18 protein-coding genes and 1 pseudogene are annotated in these 18,505 nt (G+C 70.5%); 11 read left to right on the forward strand and 8 right to left on the reverse strand.

Annotation, left to right across the window (positions count from 1 at the left end):
- Positions 1-71 precede the first annotated feature (71 nt).
- The gene (locus OG985_RS34875) at positions 72-1,523 is read left to right on the forward strand and encodes an NCS2 family permease (RefSeq protein ID WP_371672345.1); all 1,452 of its coding nucleotides are present in this window, start codon (positions 72-74) and stop codon (positions 1,521-1,523) included.
- A 91-nt stretch (positions 1,524-1,614) separates the two neighbouring features.
- Here OG985_RS34875 and OG985_RS34880 read toward each other — a convergent pair whose 3' ends face one another.
- From OG985_RS34880 to OG985_RS34890, 3 genes are all read right to left on the reverse strand, one after another.
- Positions 1,615-3,066, reverse strand: a complete 1,452-nt coding sequence (locus tag OG985_RS34880; protein ID WP_371672346.1) for a peptidoglycan D,D-transpeptidase FtsI family protein — start codon at positions 3,064-3,066, stop codon at positions 1,615-1,617.
- 125 nt (positions 3,067-3,191) lie between these two features.
- Entirely contained in the window at positions 3,192-3,659 is a 468-nt protein-coding gene (locus tag OG985_RS34885; RefSeq protein WP_371672347.1) for a GNAT family N-acetyltransferase, read from the reverse strand.
- Between the two features lie 3 nt (positions 3,660-3,662).
- Complete coding sequence (locus OG985_RS34890; protein ID WP_371672348.1) at positions 3,663-4,436, reverse strand: IclR family transcriptional regulator; 774 nt, start codon at positions 4,434-4,436, stop codon at positions 3,663-3,665.
- 142 nt (positions 4,437-4,578) lie between these two features.
- On the opposite strand from OG985_RS34890, the gene OG985_RS34895 reads away from it, so the two are divergent.
- The 5 genes from OG985_RS34895 to OG985_RS34915 all read left to right on the forward strand — a co-directional run bounded on the left by OG985_RS34895 (position 4,579) and on the right by OG985_RS34915 (position 9,467).
- Positions 4,579-6,108, forward strand: a complete 1,530-nt coding sequence (locus OG985_RS34895; RefSeq protein ID WP_371672349.1) for an aldehyde dehydrogenase (NADP(+)) — start codon at positions 4,579-4,581, stop codon at positions 6,106-6,108.
- Between the two features lie 153 nt (positions 6,109-6,261).
- Positions 6,262-6,870: a DUF1349 domain-containing protein gene (locus OG985_RS34900; protein WP_371672350.1), complete on the forward strand. Its 609-nt coding sequence runs from the start codon at positions 6,262-6,264 to the stop codon at positions 6,868-6,870.
- Positions 6,871-6,918: 48 nt separating this feature from the next.
- Entirely contained in the window at positions 6,919-7,431 is a 513-nt protein-coding gene (locus OG985_RS34905) for an N-acetyltransferase family protein (protein WP_371672351.1), read from the forward strand.
- A 119-nt stretch (positions 7,432-7,550) separates the two neighbouring features.
- Positions 7,551-8,276: a DsbA family oxidoreductase gene (locus OG985_RS34910; protein WP_371672352.1), complete on the forward strand. Its 726-nt coding sequence runs from the start codon at positions 7,551-7,553 to the stop codon at positions 8,274-8,276.
- A 141-nt stretch (positions 8,277-8,417) separates the two neighbouring features.
- On the forward strand, positions 8,418-9,467 hold the full coding sequence (locus OG985_RS34915; protein ID WP_371672353.1) for an aminotransferase class V-fold PLP-dependent enzyme: 1,050 nt from the start codon (positions 8,418-8,420) through the stop codon (positions 9,465-9,467).
- 141 nt (positions 9,468-9,608) lie between these two features.
- On the opposite strand, the gene thpD is transcribed toward OG985_RS34915, so the two are convergent.
- From thpD to OG985_RS34940, 5 genes are all read right to left on the reverse strand, one after another.
- The gene (thpD, locus tag OG985_RS34920) at positions 9,609-10,508 is read right to left on the reverse strand and encodes an ectoine hydroxylase (protein WP_371674587.1); all 900 of its coding nucleotides are present in this window, start codon (positions 10,506-10,508) and stop codon (positions 9,609-9,611) included.
- 1 nt (position 10,509) lies between these two features.
- Positions 10,510-10,914, reverse strand: coding sequence for an ectoine synthase (locus OG985_RS34925; RefSeq protein WP_371672354.1), 405 nt, complete (start codon positions 10,912-10,914; stop codon positions 10,510-10,512).
- A gap of 90 nt (positions 10,915-11,004) precedes the next feature.
- The gene (gene ectB, locus OG985_RS34930) at positions 11,005-12,276 is read right to left on the reverse strand and encodes a diaminobutyrate--2-oxoglutarate transaminase (RefSeq protein WP_371672355.1); all 1,272 of its coding nucleotides are present in this window, start codon (positions 12,274-12,276) and stop codon (positions 11,005-11,007) included.
- Between the two features lie 26 nt (positions 12,277-12,302).
- A complete protein-coding gene (ectA, locus tag OG985_RS34935; RefSeq protein ID WP_371672356.1) occupies positions 12,303-12,821 on the reverse strand; it encodes a diaminobutyrate acetyltransferase in 519 nt (172 codons plus the stop codon).
- A 368-nt stretch (positions 12,822-13,189) separates the two neighbouring features.
- On the reverse strand, positions 13,190-14,293 hold the full coding sequence (locus OG985_RS34940; RefSeq protein WP_371672357.1) for an alanine--glyoxylate aminotransferase family protein: 1,104 nt from the start codon (positions 14,291-14,293) through the stop codon (positions 13,190-13,192).
- A gap of 178 nt (positions 14,294-14,471) precedes the next feature.
- Here OG985_RS34940 and OG985_RS34945 point away from each other — a divergent pair, with 178 nt between their 5' ends.
- The 5 genes and pseudogenes from OG985_RS34945 to OG985_RS34965 all read left to right on the forward strand — a co-directional run.
- Positions 14,472-15,335: a transporter substrate-binding domain-containing protein gene (locus OG985_RS34945; RefSeq protein ID WP_371672358.1), complete on the forward strand. Its 864-nt coding sequence runs from the start codon at positions 14,472-14,474 to the stop codon at positions 15,333-15,335.
- 3 nt (positions 15,336-15,338) lie between these two features.
- Positions 15,339-16,172 carry an amino acid ABC transporter permease gene (locus OG985_RS34950; protein ID WP_371672359.1) on the forward strand — a complete coding sequence of 278 codons (834 nt, stop codon included), beginning with the start codon at positions 15,339-15,341 and terminating at the stop codon, positions 16,170-16,172.
- Positions 16,169-16,966: an amino acid ABC transporter ATP-binding protein gene (locus OG985_RS34955; protein ID WP_371672360.1), complete on the forward strand. Its 798-nt coding sequence runs from the start codon at positions 16,169-16,171 to the stop codon at positions 16,964-16,966. Before OG985_RS34950 ends, OG985_RS34955 begins: the two co-directional genes overlap by 4 nt.
- A gap of 18 nt (positions 16,967-16,984) precedes the next feature.
- Positions 16,985-18,076 carry an amidohydrolase family protein gene (locus OG985_RS34960; RefSeq protein WP_371672361.1) on the forward strand — a complete coding sequence of 364 codons (1,092 nt, stop codon included), beginning with the start codon at positions 16,985-16,987 and terminating at the stop codon, positions 18,074-18,076.
- Positions 18,077-18,089: 13 nt separating this feature from the next.
- Positions 18,090-18,482: pseudogene (locus tag OG985_RS34965) on the forward strand (SCO1860 family LAETG-anchored protein); the annotation flags it as partial.
- Positions 18,483-18,505: the final 23 nt, after the last annotated feature.

Below are 18,505 nucleotides of genomic sequence, written 5' to 3' on the forward strand. Positions count from 1 at the left end.
AACCGGTTCAGCGAGGGAACAATCCAGCCAGCATCCGCGCACCGATCATTCAGGACCCGAGGAGTACCGCCATGTCCAGAACGCAGCAGGTGGCAGACCGGTCAAGTGCCGTGCCACCGGCGGCCAACAGCGTCGACCGATTCTTCAGGATCACCGAGCGGGGCTCCACCTTCGGCCGCGAGATACGCGGCGGCCTGGCCACCTTCTTCACGATGGCCTACATCCTTGTCCTGAATCCCATCATCCTCGGCAGCGCCAAGGACAAGTTCGGCCACCAGCTGGACGCCGTCCAACTGACCACCGCCACCGCCCTGGTGGCCGCGGTCATGACGATCATCATGGGCGTGGGCGGCAACCTGCCCCTCGCGCTCGCCGCCGGCCTCGGACTGAACGCCGTCGTCGCCTTCCAGATCGCCCCGCTGATGAGCTGGGACGACGCGATGGGTCTGATCGTCCTCGAAGGCCTGCTGATCTGCGTGCTCGTGGTCACCGGGCTTCGCGAGGCCGTCATGCACGCCATCCCGCAGGCCCTCAAGCAGGCGATCAGTGTCGGCATCGGCCTGTTCATCGCGTTCATCGGCTTCGTCGACGCCGGATTCGTCAGCCGCATCCCCGACATCGCGAACACCACCGTCCCGGTCCAGCTCGGCGGCACCGGCACCCTCACCGGGTGGCCGGTCCTCGTGTTCTGTCTCGGCGTGCTGCTGACGATCGGACTGCTCGCCCGCAAGGTCAAGGGCGCGATCCTGATCAGCATCGTGACCATGACGGTCCTCGCGATCGTCATCGACTCGATCGCCGACATCAAGTCCTGGGGCCTGACCACCCCGAAGCTCCCCGACGACGTCGTCGCCTCCCCCGACTTCGGGCTCCTCGGCCACTTCAGCGTCTTCGGCGCCTTCTCCGAGACCAGCGCCATCACGGTCGTCCTGCTGGTCTTCACGCTGATCCTGTCGGACTTCTTCGACACCATGGGCACGGTCGTCGGCATCAGCGCCGAGGCGGGTCTGCTGGACGACGAGGGCAAGGTCCCCCACCTCGGCCGGGTGCTGCTCATCGACGGCGCCGCCGCGGTGGCCGGCGGCGCGGCCTCGTCCTCCTCGGCCACCTCCTACATCGAGTCGGCGGCCGGCGTCGGCGAGGGCTCGCGCACCGGCTTCTCCAACCTGGTCACCGGCGGCCTGTTCGGCCTGGCGCTGTTCCTCACCCCGCTGCTGACCATCGTCCCGCTCCAGGCCGCGGCCCCGGCCCTGGTCGCCGTCGGCTTCCTGATGATGACGCAGGTCAAGCACATCGACTGGGACAGGTACGAGATCGCCATCCCGGCGTTCCTGACCATCGCCGTGATGCCGTTCACCTACTCCATCACCAACGGCATCGGTGCCGGCTTCCTCGCCTACGTGGTGATCAAGACGGTCCTCGGCAGGGCCAAGGAGATCCACTGGCTGCTGTGGGGGACCTCCGTGCTGTTCCTGGTGTACTTCGCGATCGACCCGATCGAGCAGATCCTCGGCGCGAAGTAGGCACCCGAGCAGCACGGTTCACCGCGCGACCGGCCACGGATCCCGTGGCCGGTCGCGCGGCGGGCCGTCCGTGGCCGGTCGGGCGGCGGCCTCAGTTCTTCAGCGCCGCCTGCATCATCGCCCTCGCCACCGGAGCCGCCAACCCGTTGCCGCTGACCTCCGACCGGGCCGCGTCCGACTGCTCCACCACGACCGCGACGGCGACCTCCTTGGCGTCGGTCTTCCCGTAGGACGTGAACCAGGCGTACGGGGCCTTGCTGTTGTTCTCGCCGTTCTGAGCCGTGCCGGTCTTGCCGCCCACGGTGACGCCGTCGATCAGCGCGTTCGTGCCCGTGCCCTTCTCGACGACCGTCTGCATCGCCGACTGCAACTGCTCGGCCGTCGAGGAGCTGACGATCTCCCGGGTCTCCGTGCTGTCGTCGTAGTTCTTCAGCACATCGCCGCCGCTGTCGGTGGTCTGGGAGACCATGTGCGGTGAGACCAGCTTGCCGCCGTTGGCAATGGCGGCGGACACCATGGCCATCTGCAGCGGGGTCGCCGTGACGTCGAACTGGCCGATGCCGGTCAGGGCCGTCGACGACCTGTCCATGTCCGACGGGTACACGCTCGCGTACGCCCGCACGGGCACGTCCTGCTTCGTGTCGTTGAAGCCGAACTTCTCCGCCGTCGCCCGCAGTTTGTCCTGGCCCAGGTCGACGGCCATCTTCGCGAAGACGTTGTTGCAGGAGTACCGCAGCGCGGTGCGGATCGAGGCGTTCTCGCAGGGCGCGGACGTGTTCTCGTTGCGCAGCACGGTGGTCGTGCCGGGCAGCGTGTACGGGTCCGGGCTGTCCGTCGCCTTGTCCACCGACGCGTACAGGCCGTCCTCCAGCGCGGCCGCCGCGACCACCAGCTTGAACGTCGAACCCGGCGCGAGCGGTTGCCGCAGCGCGCGGTTGGTCAGCGGCTTGTCCGCGTCCTTGGTGAGCTTCGTCCAGGCGGAACCGGCGGTGTTGGCGTCGGTCAGCGACGAGGGGTCGTACGACGGCGTGGACACGACCGCGAGGATCCTGCCCGTCTTCGGGTCGATGGCGACGGCCGCGCCCTTCTTGTCGCCGAGCGCGTCGTACGCGGCCTTCTGCACGTCCGGGTCGATGGTCGTGATCACGTTGCCCGGGGAGGCGCGCTTGCCGGTGACCGTGTCCATGGCGGTCTTCAGCTGGGTGTCCGTGCCGTCGAGGAGGTTCTGGTAGATGCCCTCCAGCTGGGTCGGCGCGTAAGCCTGCGAGGCGTAGCCGGTGACCGCCGCGTACAGCCTGCCGTCCGTGTAGGTGCGTTTGTAGTCGAGGTCGCTGCCTTTCGTCCGCGCGGAACCGGTGATCGCCTCGCCGGCCACGATGATGTTCCCGAGCGGGTCCGCGTACGTCTCGATCGCGTTGCGCCGGTTGTCCTTGTCGTCCGCGAGCGCCTGGCCGTCGTAGAACTGCACCCAGGTCGCTCTGATCAGCAGAGCGAACACCAGGAGCAGCGTGAAGACGGAGGCGCGCCTGATCGTTTTGTTCATCCCGCTCTGAAGACGAGCGGCCCGGAGCGAATCGTTCCCTTGCGCCCCGTTTTCTCATCGGCTGTTCATGAAGCCCGCCGCACCCGCGGCGGGCTTCGCCGGCTCCGGACGGACGCGGCGGCCGGTCAGTGCTGCAGGGTCAGCACGACCTCGTCGATCTCCTGCCCCCGCGCGTTAGCGAAGCCCTTGGCCTGCGCGGACATCTGGAAGCCGCACTTCTCCAGGACCCGGCGCGAGCCCCCGTTGTCGGCGGCCGCGCGGGCGTACAGCGGGCGTTCCGGCACCTCGGTGATCAGCGCCCGCAGCGCGGCCGTGGCCACCCCGCGCCCCCAGTACGCCCTGTCGACCCAGTACGTGACCTCGCGCTCGCCCGGCACCCCGTACACGGCCGCGCTGCCCACCACGTCGCCGTCGGCCAGGATCGTGCGTGCCACCTCTTTCGACCGGATGCGTTTCCAGAGGGCGTCGAAGGCATCCCGGTCGGCCGGGTTCTCGGCCGTGAAGGCCGCCATCCGCAGCGCCTCCGGATCGTTCATCTGCCGGTAGAAGACCGGCAGGTCGCTGTCGTGGATCTCGCGGAGTACGACCTGCATCCTTCAGAGCCTCCGGGTGGCGAGCGTCAGGCGGTCACGGGCGTCGAACAGTGCGTCCTTCACCATCTGTTCGTGGGCGGGCGTCAGCCGCGCCACCGGGACCGAACAGCTGATGGCGTCACGCGCCGGGGTGCGGTACGGGATGGCCACGCCGAAGCAGCGCAGGCCCAGGGTGTTCTCCTCGCGGTCGACGGCGAAGCCCTGGTCCCGCACCTGGTGGAGCTCCTCGATGAGTTTCTCCCGGTCGGTGATCGTGTTCTCGGTGAGCGCGGGCAGTGTCTCCGGCAGCATCTTGCGGACCTGCTCGTCGGTGCAGGTGCTCAGCAGCGCCTTGCCCAGGGAGGTCGAGTGCGCGGGCAGCCGTCTGCCGACCCGGGTGAACGGACGGAGGTAGTGCTGGGACTGCCGGGTGGCCAGGTAGACCACGTTCGTGCCGTCGAGCCGCGCCAGGTGGATCGTCTCCGTGGTGTCGTCCGACAGCCGGTCCAGTGTCGGCCGGGCCGCCGCGACGACCTCGTCGCCGTCGATGTACGAGGTGCCGACCAGCAGCGCGCGTACGCCGATGCCGTACCGCGTGCCGGTCGCGTCCGTCTCCACCCAGCCCAGCTCCACCAGCGTGCGCAGCAGCATGTACAGGCTGGACTTGGGATAACCGACGGCCTCCTGGACCGCCGCGAGGGAGTGCATTCCGGGGCGGCCGGCGAAGTACTCCAGCAGTTCAACCGTCCGTACCGCGGACTTGACCTGCGCCCCGCCCCCCGTCTCGCCAGCCGACATCGCCCTTGACCCCTTCGTTCGACGGGAAATAGTCTCCGACAGCATATTCATCATCAGAGACGGCGTTCAGCATATCGAACGACCCTGGTGGATGACCCAGTACTGCGGCAATACAGCGGCAAACAACGTGGAGGGACCCCCGGTGGCAGCAGCACCAGTCTGGAGTGTCGACCCCCGAACCGGGAAGCAGCGGGAACAGGTTGCGGTGGAGGCCACGGCCCAGGAGGTGGACACCACCGTCCGTGCCGCGCACGAGGCACGCGGTGCGCTCGTCGACCGCACGGTCCGCTCGGCCTTCCTGCGGACCGCCGCCGACCTGCTCGAGGGGGCCAAGGACCACCTCGTGGAGGCGGCCGACGCCGAGACCGCGCTCGGCCCGGTCCGGCTGACCGGCGAGCTCGCCCGCACCTGCTTCCAGCTGCGGGCCTTCGCGGACATCGTCGACGAGGGCGCCTTCCTGGACGTCGTCATCAACCACCCCGACGACACCGCGACCCCGCCGATCCCCGACCTGCGCCGCTACAAGGTGCCCCTGGGTGTCGTCGCCGTCTACTCGGCCTCCAACTTCCCCTTCGCCTTCTCGGTCGCCGGCGGCGACACCGCGAGCGCGTTCGGCGCCGGCAACCCCGTGGTCGTCAAGGCCCACCCCGACCACCCCGGGCTGTCCGAGCTCGTCGCGTCCGTGCTGCGCCGGGCCGCCGCCGTGCACGGCATCCCCGAGGGCGTCGTGGGTCTCGTGCACGGCTTCGAGGCGGGCATCGAGCTCATCAGGCACCCGCTGGTCGCCGCCGCGGGTTTCACCGGTTCGATCCGCGGCGGGCGGGCCCTGTTCGACGCCGCGGCCGCGCGGCCGGTGCCGATCCCGTTCCACGGCGAGCTGGGGTCCCTGAACCCCGTCGTCGTCACGGAGGCGGCGGCAGCCGAGCGGGCCGAGGCGATCGGCGCCGGTCTGGCCGGGTCCATGACGCTCGGCGTCGGACAGTTCTGTGTGAAGCCCGGGCTCGTCCTGGCGCCGGCGGGCGCGGCGGGTGACCGGCTGGTGAAGTCCCTGACGGACGCCGTCAGCGACACCGACTCCGGGGTCCTCCTGGACCACCGCATGCGCGACAACTTCATCGCCGGCGTCGCCGAGCGTGCCGAACTGCCCGAGGTGGAGACCCCGGTGACCCCGGGCGCGGGCGGCGAGCACACGGTGAGCCCCGGCTTCCTCACGGTCGCGGCCCAGAAGCTGACCAGCGCGGGCTCCTACGACCTGCTCCTGGAGGAGTGCTTCGGGCCGGTCACCGTGGTGGCGCGCTACGAGGACGACGCGGAGGTCCGCGAGGTGCTCTCGCGGCTGCCGGGCAACCTCACGGCGACGGTCCAGCTGTCCGAGGAGGAGGCGGCGGGAGAGGGCCGGGGTGCGGAGATCCTCGCGGAGCTCACGCCGCTGGCGGGCCGGGTCCTGGTGAACGGCTGGCCGACCGGTGTCGCGGTGGCGGCCGCCCAGCACCACGGCGGCCCGTACCCGGCGACGACCTCCACCTCGACCTCCGTCGGCGGTACGGCGATCGAGCGGTGGCTGCGGCCGGTGGCGTACCAGAACGCGCCCCAGGCGCTGCTTCCCGCGGAGCTGCGGGACGACAATCCGCTGGGGCTGCCGCGGCGGTTCAACGGGCGCCTGGAGCGGTAGCGCTCATCGGGGGTGCGGTAGGGGGCGCCGGGGGTGCGGTTGCGTTGCGAGTGCCGGTCCGTCGTGGCTTGTCGCGCAGTGCCCCGCGCCCCTGGGTGTCGCGCAGTTCCCCGCGCCCCCGAGTGGGCGAACTCGACCTGAGAGAATGAGTGGATGGACGTCCGACTTCCCGAACTGCCCTTCCCGCTCCGTACGTACGGACCCGACGGCAACTGGTCGCACGAGGACGGGGTGCTCACCGGGTGGGCCGGCCCACGGCAGGACCGGTTCGTGACGCCCACCGGCGAGGGGCTGGACCCCGCCGCCGACGCGCCGCGGCTGCTCGGTGCCCCCGAAGGGGACTTCCAGCTGATCGCCCGGGTCACGGTCGGGTTCGCCGCGGCCTTCGACGCCGGGGTGCTCTACGTCCACGTCGGCGAGCGGGCGTGGGCCAAGCTCTGCCTGGAGTACTCCCCGGAGGTGCCCACCGTCTGCACGGTGGTCACCCGGGGCCACTCCGACGACGCCAACTCCTTCACCGTGGACGGCAGTTCCGTCTGGCTGCGGATCAGCCGCACCGGCCGCGCCTTCGCCTTCCACGCCTCCCGCGACGGCGAGCGCTGGACCTTCGTCCGCCTCTTCACCCTGGGCACGGAGAAGGAGACCGGCGCGGCCCTGGTCGGCTTCATGACCCAGTCGCCGATGGGGGAGGGATGTGTGGTGACGTACGACCACATCGAGTTCCGCCCGAACTGGCCGAAGGATCTGCGGGACGGCGGCTGACCGGCCGGCCCGGGGAACCGGGCCCGCGGCGGGCACGTCTTCGGCTGCATGATCAGAGCGCATCGGACCGTCGACTCCCTGGTGATCAGGACCGCCCTGCCGGTGGAGGCGGCGGCGGTCGCCGACCTGCATGTGCGGGCCCGGTCGACGTACTACCCGGAGGGTCTCCCCGAGGACGGCACCGACTGGCCCGCCCGGTGGCGCGAGGCCATCGGACGCACCGACGGGCAGGTGCTGTGCGCGGTGCGCGACGCCCGTCTGGTGGGCATCGCCTCGTTCCGGCGTCCGGCGGACGCCCCCGCCGACATGGTCAAACTGTTCCAGTTCCACGTCGACCCCGGCCACTGGCGCACGGGTGTCGGCGCCGCCCTGCACGCTGCCTGCGCCGAGCAGTGGACGGCCGACCGCCGGCGTTTCGCCGAGCTCGACGTCCACGTCGCCAACGAACGGGCCCAGGCCTTCTACGCCCGGCAGGGCTGGCTCCCCGACCCCGCGCATCCGCCCGCCGCCGGTGACCACCACCTGTACCTGCGCTACTCCGTGGGCCGCGCCACGCCGTGACCGGCGAACGGGAGGGGGCCGGCGAACGGCACGGGCCGGCGACCGGGAATGAAGTCGTTCCCTTGAACGTTCATGCCGGAGGGAGCCTCCGTACCCGGACGACCTGGAGAGCCGAACACATGCGCGTCGAGATCTGGAGCGACATCGCCTGTCCCTGGTGCTACGTGGGCAAGGCCCGCTTCGAGAAGGCGCTGGAGGCCTTCCCGCACCGTGACGGCGTCGAGGTGGTGCACCGCTCCTTCGAGCTGGACCCCGGCCGCGCCAAGGACGACATCCAGCCGGTGATCACGATGCTCACCCGGAAGTACGGCATGAGCGACGCGCAGGCCAGGGCGGGCGAGGAGAACCTCGGCGCGCAGGCCGCTGCCGAGGGCCTGGAGTACCGCACCAGCGGCCGCGACCACGGCAACACCTTCGACATGCACCGCCTGCTGCACTTCGCCAGGGAGCGGGGCAGGCAGGACGAGCTGATCCAGATCCTGTACCGGGCGAACTTCGCCGAGGAGCGGTCCGTCTTCACCGAGGGTGCCGAGCGGCTCACGGACCTGGCCGTCGAGGCCGGTCTCGACGCGGACGAGGTCCGCACGGTGCTCGCCGACCCGGCCGCCTACGCCGACGAGGTGCGCGCCGACGAGCGCGAGGCCGCCGAACTGGGCGCCACCGGCGTGCCCTTCTTCGTCCTCGACCGCAAGTACGGCGTCTCCGGCGCTCAGCCCGCCGAGGTCTTCGCCCAGGCGCTGACCCGGGCGTGGGACGACCGCCCGCAGCTGAAGCTGGTCGCGGACGACGACGCCCAGGCCGCCGAGGCCTGCGGCCCGGACGGATGCGCGGTGCCGCAGCCCTGAAAGCCGCGGCGCTGGAACCCGCGGCACCAGAACCCACGGCACGGAAACACGCAGGTCAGCGGGTATCCATAAGCGATCCTTGGTGATATCGCGCAGAAACGCGCAATAGACGGGGGGTCCGGCGGGCGCGACAGTGGTCGTATGGAGACCTTCGAGACCCTCGTCCGTACCGAGTTCGCCGCGAAGAACACCTACCTGAACACCGCGAGCACCGGACTGCTGCCCACCCGCACCGTCGAGGCCATGCGGACCGCCGTGGAAGCGGCCGCCGCGGGGCGGCCGACCGACATGTTCGCGGACGTCGAGGCGACCCGTGCCGCCTTCGGCCGCCTGACCGGGGTGCCCGCCGACCGCGTGGCGGCGGGCGCCTCGGTCGCCGTGTACAGCGGGCTGATCGCCTCCTCCCTGCCCGACGGCGCCGAAGTCCTCACCGCCGACGACGACTTCAGCTCCCTGGTCAACCCGTTCCATGTGCGCCGCGATCTCAAGGTGCGCAGCGTGCCCCTGGAACGGGTCGCCGAGTCGGTACGGCCCGGCACGGCGCTGGTCGCGGTCAGCGCGGCCCAGTCCGCAGACGGCAGGATCGCCGACCTGACCGCGATCCGCACGGCCGCGCGGCAGCACGGTGCGCGTACCTACGTGGACGCCTCACAGGCCGCGGGCTGGCTGGATCTCGACGCGGACGCCTACGACTACGTCGCCTCCGTCGCCTTCAAGTGGCTCATGTGCCCGCGGGGCGTGGCCTTCCTCGTGGTCCCGGAGGATCTCGGCGCACTCACCCCGCTGTTCGCCGGCTGGGTCGCGGGAGAGCGCCCCTGGGACGCCTGTTACGGCCCCATCGAGGAACACGCCCACTCCGCACGGCGGTTCGACGAGAGCCCCGCCCTCTTCTCGTACGCCGGCGCCAGCCGCTCCCTCGCACTGCTGGAGGAGGTCGGTGTGGACGCCGTACGCGCGCACGACCTGGCCCTGGCCGACCGGTTCCGGGCGGGTCTCGCCGGTCTCGGCCACGAGCCGGTCCCCGCCCCCGGCTCGCCGATCGTCTCCGTCCCCGGACTCGGCCGCCGGCAGCCCGAACTGAGCAGGGCGGGCGTGGAGATCTCCGACCGGGCGGGCAACCTGCGGGCGGCCTTCCACCTGTACAACACCCCCGCGGACGTCGACCGGCTGCTGGAGGTCCTGTCCTCCTGATCCACTGGCGCGGCACCGGCCCGGAGGCGGGACGAGCAGCCCGCGCGGGGAACGAGATGCCGTACGGAACGTACGGGAGCGGGCGGCGGCACGGCGTGGGTGTGACACCCGTCCCGCCCGTGACGCCGCCCGGACCGGAACTCACCGGACGGGGGTGAAGTCCCTCGCGCCGATGTACTCGGGGCGCCGCACGGGCGCCGCGAACGGCTCGACGGCCTCGTTCTCCACGCTGTTGAACACGATGAACACGTTGCTGCGCGGGAACGGCGTGATGTTGTCGCCGGAGCCGTGCATGCAGTTGCAGTCGAACCAGGTCGCCGAACCCGCCCTGCCGGTGAACAGCTTGATACCGTGCTCGCCGGCCAGCGCGGTCAGCGCCTCGTCCGACGGGGTGCCCGCGTCCTGCATCTGGAGCGACTGCTTGTAGTTGTCCTTCGGGGTGGCCCCCGCACAGCCGAGGAACGTGCGGTGCGACCCGGGCATGATCATGAGTCCGCCGTTGGTGTCGTGGTTCTCGGTCAGCGCGATCGAGACGGACACGGTCCGCATGTTCGGCAGACCGTCCTCGGCGTGCCAGGTCTCGAAGTCCGAGTGCCAGTAGAAGCCGCTGGCGCCGAAGCCGGGCTTGACGTTGATCCGCGACTGGTGCACGTACACGTCCGAGCCGAGGATCTGTCGGGCCCGCCCGACCACCCGCTCGTCGCGCACGAGTGCGGCGAACACCTCGCTGATCCGGTGTACTTCGAAGACCGAGCGGATCTCCTTGGACTGCGGCTCGATGATCGACCGCTCGTCGGCCCGGATCGCCGGGTCCGTGACGAGCCGCTCCAACTCCCGCCGGTACACGGCGACCTCGTCGTCGGGCAGGAGCTGGTCGACGGCGAGGAAGCCGTCCCGCTCGAAGGCCTGGAGATCGCCGGCCGGGATCGGGCCCGGTGTGTCGGGGGAGCCCCACACGACCGGGTCCTGGCGGGGGACGGACACCTCGGTGGCGCCGCGGCTGGGGTAGAGATCGGTGACGGTGGTGGTGGTCATGGTGATGTCACACCTCCTCGGGTTCGGTGAGCAGGGGGTAGACGCCGTTCGCGTCGTGGTCCTCCCGGCCGGTCACGGGCGGGTTGAACACACAGATGCAGCGGAAGTCCTCCTTGATCCGCATCGTGTGCCGCTCGTGCCCGTCGAGGAGGTACATGGTGCCGGGCGTGATGGTGTACTTCTGCCCGGTCTCGTCGTCGGTGAGTTCGGCCTCGCCCTCGACGCACACGACGGCCTCGATGTGGTTCGCGTACCACATGGACGTCTCCGTACCCGCGTACAGGATCGTCTCGTGCAGCGAGAAGCCGACCCGTTCCTTCGCGAGGACGATGCGTTTGCTCTCCCAGGTGCCGGATTCGGCCCTGACGTGCCGGTCGGTGCCTTCGATCTCCTTGAACGAACGGACGATCACGGTGCTGCGATGCCTCCTCGGCTGGATGGTGTGTCCGGGACGGGCGGTCCGGCCCGGACGTCTGTCGGACGGTCCTGGCCGCCCGGTGGCTCAGGCGGTCTCGCGCACCGCACGGGCGAGGACGCTCATGCCCTCGTCCAGCTCGGCCGGCGAGATGGTGAGCGCCGGGAGCAGCTTGACGACCTCGCTCTCCGGGCCCGACGTCTCGATGAGCAGCCCGAGTTCGAAGGCACGCTGCGCCACCCGGCCGGCCCGTGCCTTGTCGTGGAACTCCAGGCCCCACACGAGCCCGCGCCCCCGGTACTCCTTCACGTCGGCGAGGTTCTCCTCGGTGATGGAGATGAGGGCCTGTTCGACCTGCTCCCCGCGGGTGCGGGTCTGCTTCTCCATCGCGGACCCGTCCGCCCAGTACGTCTCCAGGGCGGCGGTGGCCGTGACGAACGCGGGGTTGTTGCCGCGGAAGGTGCCGTTGTGCTCGCCCGGCTCCCAGATGTCCAGCTCCGGCTTGAACAGGCACAGGGACATGGGCAGCCCGTACCCGCTGATCGACTTGGACACGGTGACGATGTCGGGCACGATCCCGGCCTCCTCGAAGGAGAAGAAGGCCCCGGTGCGGCCGCACCCCATCTGGATGTCGTCGACGATGAGCAGCATGTCCTGGCGCTCGCACAGTCCGGCCAGGGCGCGCAGCCACTCGGCGCGCGCGGCGTTGATGCCGCCCTCGCCCTGCACGGTCTCCACGATGACGGCGGCGGGCTTGTTGAGGCCGGAGCCCTGGTCCTCCAGCAGGCGCTCGAACCAGAGGAAGTCCGGCACCTGCCCGTCGAAGTAGTTGTCGAACGGCATCGGGGTGCCGTGCACCAGCGGGATGCCCGCGCCGGCCCGCTTGAAGGCGTTGCCGGTCACCGCGAGCGAGCCCAGCGACATGCCGTGGAAGGCGTTGGTGAACGACACGATCGCCTCGCGTCCCTTCACCTTCCGCGCCAGCTTGAGCGCCGCCTCCACGGCGTTGGTGCCCGTCGGCCCCGGGAACATGACCTTGTACGGCAGGTCACGCGGCCGCAGCACCAGGTTCTGGAAGGACTCCAGGAAGCCGCGCTTGGCGGTGGTCGACATGTCGAGCCCGTGCGTGACGCCGTCCCGCTCCAGGTAGTCGATCAACGCCCGTTTCAGTACCGGGTTGTTGTGGCCGTAGTTGAGTGAGCCGGCCCCCGCGAAGAAGTCCAGGTACTCGTGGCCGTCCTCGTCGTACATGCGGCTGCCCTGCGCGCGGTCGAAGACGGTGGGCCAGCCGCGGCAGTAGCTGCGCACCTCGGACTCCAGGGTCTCGAAGACGCTGAGGTCGGGCTGGGTGATGGTCACGAAATCGCTCCTCGTCGCGTGGGGGGTCATGCAGAGGGAGTGAGAGAGAGGGGGCCGATGCGGTGAAGCACCTCGGAGTTGTGCGGTCCGTCGGGGAAGGCGTCCGCCTCGAACAGGACCTCGTGCTCGACCCGGGCGCCGTGGCGCTCGGCGAACGAGGCGAACAGGCGCTCGGAGGCGGTGTTGCCGGGCGTGATGGTGGTCTCGACGGTGGTGATCCCGCACTCGACGACGGTCCGCAGGGCCAGCCCGTCCAGCAGCGCGGCGGCGAGCCCGCGCCCGCGGTACGCCGGGTCCACCGCCACCTGCCAGACGAGCAGGGTCCACGGGCGTTCCGGCCGTACGTAGCCGGTGACGAACCCGACCGGCTCGCCGTGCTCGTCACGCGCGACGGCGGAGGTGGCGGCGAAGTCACGGCACCACAGCAGATAGCTGTACGACGAGTTCAGGTCGAGGGTCTTCGAATCCCTTGCTATCCGCCACAGCGCGGCTCCGTCGGCCACCGTCGGGCGGTCGATCTGCAGGTCTGCTTGCGTGGCAGTCATGCGGATTGAATTTACCGATGGGAATTGAAAAATGCATGGCCGGATGGGGTTACTTTCCGGCAGGGCATGTGATATCACGTGGGCGCGGGCGGAGTTATGGGGCGTTTTGATACCCAGATAAGGTGCGATTCGGACGCGCTGTGCAACGCGTCACAGCCGTGTAACCTCCATGAGATCTGCCCGAATCGCGCCTGTTTTCGTTCGCAGAATCTTTGCGTTTAGGACGAAAAAAAGCGGGCAGAAGAACCTGGGAAACTACACGTGAATTAATTCAGGAATTACGCGAGAATTGGGTCCGAATTATCCGTGCATTCGGCTCGGCTTTTGTCGGCCCGTCCCACGTTCGGGGCCGGCGCCCCCGTCATCCCTTACCGCCGGGAACCCTCTGTCGCGGCCCGCAGCGCCGCGTCCACGTCCACGGTCAGCCCCTTTCGGGCCAGCGCGTCGCCGAGCGCCGCCAGGCAGCCCCGCACCACGTCCACGGTGGCGTCGGCCCCGTAGTGGTTGACCCGGATCATCTCCGAGGCCAGCGCGCCGCCGCCCGCGGCCAGCGGCAGGCCGGGATCCGTCTCCAGGGCCCATGCCACCAGTTCCGACGCGTCGGCATCCGACGGCGCCCGCAGGGTCGTGGCGACCGGCGCCGCCTCCGCGTCCCGGCGCACATACGGCTCCAGCCCCCCGCCCAGCGCCCGCGCGCCCGCCCGGGCCGCCGCCGCGGCCGCCGCGTGCCGGTCCATCACCGCCCGCAGGCCCACCTTCTCGATGCGCTCGACGCAGGCCTCCAGTGCCAGCATCTCCAGCTGGGCCGGCGCGTGCGGCAGCGCTGTGCGGCCGGCGTCGGTCCACCGCTCCTTCCAGTCCAGCAGCGAGAGGTACGACCGGCGCGGCGCACCGGGGTTCGCGGCCATCCGTGCCCACGCCCGCCCGCTCACCGACACCGCCGACACACCGGCCGGACCGCCCATCGCCTTCTGCGCCCCGATCACGCACAGGTCCACGCCCCACGCGTCCGTCAGCACCGGCTCGGCCCCGACGGAGGCGACGGCGTCGAGGTAGAACAGCGCACCGTGCCGCCGCACCACCTCGCCGATCTCCGCGACCGGATTGGTGTTTCCGGTCGCCGCCTCCGCGTGCACCAGGGAGACGAAGTCGATCTCCGGGTGCTCGGTGAACGCCTCGCGGATCTGCTCGGCGGTGACCGCGGTGTGGAAGGGCACCGCGAGGTCGATCACGCGCGCGCCGCAGTCGCGCAGCCAGTTCCCGAAGGTCTGCCCGTAGGGGCCGGTGACGACGTTCAACGCCGTGGTGCCCGGTCCGGCCGCGGAGCGGATCGCGCCCTCCAGCGGGAGCAGCGCCTCGCCCTGGGTGATCACGACGTCCTGCTCGGTGCTCAGCAGCCGTGCCACGCGGTCCTCGATCGAGGCGAAGCGCGCGGCGCTCAGCGGGGGCAGGTCGAGGAGGGGGTGGGTCACGGCGGTGCTCTCTTCGCTCGCGGTTGTCGACTGCGGTTGAGGGTAGCCGGAGACTCCCGGGCCCCTTCCGACCGGCGACTTCTTAGGCCGGACGGCCTCGAAGCCATCAGTTTGGTTTGAGGGTCTCAAACTTCTCCTTATAATCGGAACCCACAGTTCCCACACAGGAGGCTCCCCCGTGAACACGATCCCCGGGCGCCGGACCCGCGTCCTGGCCGCCACCACCGCGACGGCCGGGCTGGCGCTCGTGGCCGTCACCGTCTCCGGCTGCACCTCCAGCGGCGACGGCGGCAGCGGCTCGAAGACCGCCGCCGGTGGGGTCGAGCTGGTCAAGGGCGGGCAGCTCACCACCTGCACCCACCTGCCCTACCCGCCCTTCCAGTCGGAGATCGACGGCAAGGTGCAGGGCTTCGACGTCTCCCTGATCGACCTGGTCGCCAAGGACCTGGGCGTGAAGCAGACCGTCCTCGACACGCCGTTCGAGAACTTCAAGACCGGCGCCTTCCTGAACTCCGGTGAGTGCGATCTGGCCGCGGCCGGCATGACCATCACCGAGGAACGCAAGAAGAACGTCGACTTCTCCGACCCGTACTTCGACGCCACCCAGGCCGTCCTGGTCGACCGCAAGAGCGGGATCACCTCCCTCGCCGACGCCAAGGCCAAGAACGCCAAGATCGGCGCCCAGGCGCAGACCACCGGCGAGGAGTACGTCCAGAAGCAGGGCTTCGACCCGGTCTCCTTCGAGTCCTCCGACGCCGTCCTCAACGGCCTGCGCGCCGGCCAGGTCAAGGCCGTCGTCATCGACTACCCGGTCGTCCAGGGCTGGCTGAAGAACAAGGCCAACGCCGACGCCTTCAAGGTCGTGGACAACCTCAACACCGGTGAGCAGTACGGCTTCACGGTGAAGAAGGGCAACACCAAGCTGCTCGCGGCCGTCAACAAGGCGATCACCGAGGCCAAGGCCGACGGCACGTACAAGAAGCTCTACGAGAAGTGGATCGGCCCGTACGACGCCTCCGCCGCCTCCCCCTCGGCGTCCTGACCCATGGCCGACACGGACGCACCGGTCCAGCCGAAGAAGCAGGGACTGACCCGGCGGCAGAAGCGGAGCCTGTCGCGCGGCGCCCAGTACGTGGTCTTCGTCGCCGCGGTGATCGCCTTCGCGGTCTCCGCGGACTGGGGGCGGCTGAAGAACCAGTTCGCGCAGTGGGCCATCGCGAAGCAGATGTTCCCGGACGTCATCACGCTGGCGCTGAAGAACACCGTCCTCTACACCGTGTCCGGCTTCGCCGTCGGCCTGGCCCTCGGCATGCTCGTCGCGCTGATGCGGCTGTCGTCGGTGGGGCCCTACCGCTGGCTCGCCGGGATCTACATCGAGATCTTCCGGGGACTGCCCGCCCTGCTGATCTTCATCTTCATCGGCGTGGCGGTGCCGCTGGCCTTCCCGGGCACGGAGATCGTCGGCGGCACCTACGGCAAGGTCGCCCTCGCGCTCGGCCTGGTGGCGGCCGCCTACATGGCCGAGACGATCCGCGCGGGCATCCAGGCGGTGCCCAAGGGGCAGTTGGAGGCGGCCCGTTCGCTGGGCTTCTCGCCCGGCCGGGCGATGATCTCGATCATCATCCCGCAGGCGTTCCGGATCATCCTCCCGCCGCTCACCAACGAACTCGTCCTGCTCTTCAAGGACTCCTCGCTGGTGCTGTTCCTCGGCGTCACGCTGGAGGAACGCGAACTGTCCAAGTACGGCCGCGACCTGGCCAGTACGACCGCCAACTCCACGCCGATCCTGGTCGCGGGCCTGTGCTACCTGCTGGTCACGATCCCGCTCGGCTTCGTCGTGCGCCGCATGGAGGCCAAGGCCGGGGAGGCCACCAAGTGAGCGGTACCGCAGAGATCCACGTACGCGGCCTGCACAAGTCGTTCGGCGACAACGAGGTGCTGCGCGGCATCGACCTGGAGATCGGCCAGGGCGAGGTCGTCTGCGTCATCGGGCCGTCCGGCTCCGGCAAGTCGACGCTGCTGCGCTGTGTGAACCTCCTGGAGGAACCCACCAAGGGCCAGGTCTTCGTCGGCGGCACCGAACTCACCGACCCGGACGTCGACATCGACGCCGTACGCCGCCGGATCGGCATGGTCTTCCAGCAGTTCAACCTCTTCCCGCACCTGACGGTCACCGAGAACCTCACCCTGCCGCAGCGCCGGGTGCTGCGGCGCGGCAAGGCGGAGGTGGCCAAGGTGGCCGCCGAGAACCTGGAGCGGGTCGGCCTGTCGGAGAAGGCGGACGCCTACCCCGCCTCCCTCTCCGGCGGGCAGCAGCAGCGCGTCGCCATCGCCCGCGCGCTGGCGATGGGCCCCGAGGTGATGCTGTTCGACGAGCCGACCTCCGCGCTCGACCCCGAACTGGTCGGCGACGTCCTCGCCGTGATGCGCAGGCTCGCGCACGAGGGCATGACGATGATGGTCGTCACCCACGAGATGTCCTTCGCCCGTGAGGTCGCCGACCGGGTGGTCTTCATGGACGGCGGGGTGATCGTCGAGGACGGCGCACCCGGCCAGGTCATCGGCGACCCGCGCCACGAACGCACCCGCCACTTCCTCTCCCGCCTCCTCGACCCGGCGATGGCGGAGGTGGAGGAGGAGACCTCGGACCAGGTGGGCGGCCCCGAGAAGTAGCTCACTAAGGTGCGGGGCATGAGCGATGACCTGGTTCTGCACATGAAGGGTCGGGTCCTCGTCGGGCCCGAGGACGTCCGCGACGAGGTGTGGGTCGTCGACGGCCGGATCTCCTACGACCGTCCCGCCGGGACCCGCGACGTCCGGACCGTCGAGGGCTGGGCCCTCCCCGGCCTCGTCGACGCCCACTGCCACGTGGGCCTCGGCGCCCACGGCCCCGTCGACGACGCGACGGCGGAGAAGCAGGCGCTCACCGACCGGGAAGCGGGCACCCTGCTCATCCGCGACGCGGGCTCACCCTCCGACACCCGCTGGACCGACGACCGCGAGGACCTCCCCCGGATCATCCGGGCCGGGCGGCACATCGCCCGCACCCGCCGATACATCCGGGGATACGCGCACGAGATCGAGCCGGACGACCTGGTCGCGTACGTCGCCCGGGAGGCCCGGCGCGGCGACGGCTGGGTCAAGCTGGTGGGCGACTGGATCGACCGGGACCTCGGCGACCTGTCGGCCTGCTGGCCCGCGGACGCCTCGCGGGCGGCGATCGCGGAGGCGCACCGCCTCGGCGCCCGGGTCACCGCGCACTGCTTCGCCGAGGACTCCCTGCGTGACCTGGTCGAGGCCGGCATCGACTGCGTCGAACACGCGACGGGCCTGACGGAGGAACTGATCCCCCTCTTCGTCGAACGCGGCGTCGCCATCGTCCCGACCCTGGTCAACATCGCGACCTTCCCGAAGCTCGCCGACGGCGGCCGGGCCAGGTACCCCCGCTGGTCGGCCCACATCCGGCGGCTCCACGAACGCCGCTACGACACGGTCCGCGCGGCCTTCGACGCCGGCATCCCGGTCTTCGTCGGCACGGACGCGGGCGGCACCCTTCCGCACGGTCTGGTCGCGGCCGAGGTCGCGGAACTGGTCACGGCGGGCATCCCGGCTCAGGAGGCCCTCTCGGCGACGACCTGGGGCGCGCGCGAGTGGCTCGGCCGCCCTGGCCTGGACGAGGGGGCACCGGCCGATCTGGTGGTCTACGAGAGCGACCCGCGGGCCGACGTGCGGGTGCTCGCGGCGCCACGGCGGGTGGTGCTCGACGGGAAGGTCGTGAGCTGAGGGCGGTGGGGCGCGGAGCGCCGAAAAGACCGCGCTGACCGCCCAGTTGGACGGCGTCGACGGGGGCAGGGCGTTCAGCGTGCTGCGCGCCGACGTGGCCGAGGCGAGGGCGACGGTCACCGGCGACCGGGCCGAGGCGTCCACCCGGCTGGCCCATGCCGCGCTCCACGTTCCCGGTCTGCCGCTGCTGTCAGTCGTCGAGATCGGGGCGGTCAGGTCCACGGCGACCTGCGCGGCCGGCCGGACGCCGGTCGCCGCCGCGAACCTGCCGGGCTCTGTGACGGTGCTCGGCAAGAAGGTGACGCTGACCGCGGGCGGCCCGACCGACGTCAGGGTGCCCGGTGTCGGCGAGGTGCGGCTCGACCTGTCGAAGACCGAGACCACCTCGCGTACGGCGGCCGCCACCGTCTCACCGGCGACCCGCACGTC

The sequence above is a fragment of the Streptomyces sp. NBC_00289 genome (assembly GCF_041435115.1).
GTDB lineage: Bacteria > Actinomycetota > Actinomycetes > Streptomycetales > Streptomycetaceae > Streptomyces.

Bases quoted from the DNA above. Each gene is read 5' to 3' on its own strand.
- OG985_RS34880 (WP_371672346.1), bottom strand. From the start codon at position 3,066: ATGAACAAAACGATCAGGCGCGCCTCCGTCTTCACGCTGCTCCTGGTG.
- OG985_RS34910 (WP_371672352.1), top strand. From the start codon at position 7,551: ATGCGCGTCGAGATCTGGAGCGACATCGCCTGTCCCTGGTGCTACGTG.
- OG985_RS34890 (WP_371672348.1), bottom strand. From the start codon at position 4,436: ATGTCGGCTGGCGAGACGGGGGGCGGGGCGCAGGTCAAGTCCGCGGTA.
- OG985_RS34915 (WP_371672353.1), top strand. From the start codon at position 8,418: ATGGAGACCTTCGAGACCCTCGTCCGTACCGAGTTCGCCGCGAAGAAC.
- OG985_RS34885 (WP_371672347.1), bottom strand. From the start codon at position 3,659: ATGCAGGTCGTACTCCGCGAGATCCACGACAGCGACCTGCCGGTCTTC.
- OG985_RS34905 (WP_371672351.1), top strand. From the start codon at position 6,919: ATGATCAGAGCGCATCGGACCGTCGACTCCCTGGTGATCAGGACCGCC.
- ectA (WP_371672356.1), bottom strand. From the start codon at position 12,821: ATGACTGCCACGCAAGCAGACCTGCAGATCGACCGCCCGACGGTGGCC.
- OG985_RS34960 (WP_371672361.1), top strand. From the start codon at position 16,985: ATGAGCGATGACCTGGTTCTGCACATGAAGGGTCGGGTCCTCGTCGGG.
- OG985_RS34950 (WP_371672359.1), top strand. From the start codon at position 15,339: ATGGCCGACACGGACGCACCGGTCCAGCCGAAGAAGCAGGGACTGACC.
- OG985_RS34875 (WP_371672345.1), top strand. From the start codon at position 72: ATGTCCAGAACGCAGCAGGTGGCAGACCGGTCAAGTGCCGTGCCACCG.
- OG985_RS34900 (WP_371672350.1), top strand. From the start codon at position 6,262: ATGGACGTCCGACTTCCCGAACTGCCCTTCCCGCTCCGTACGTACGGA.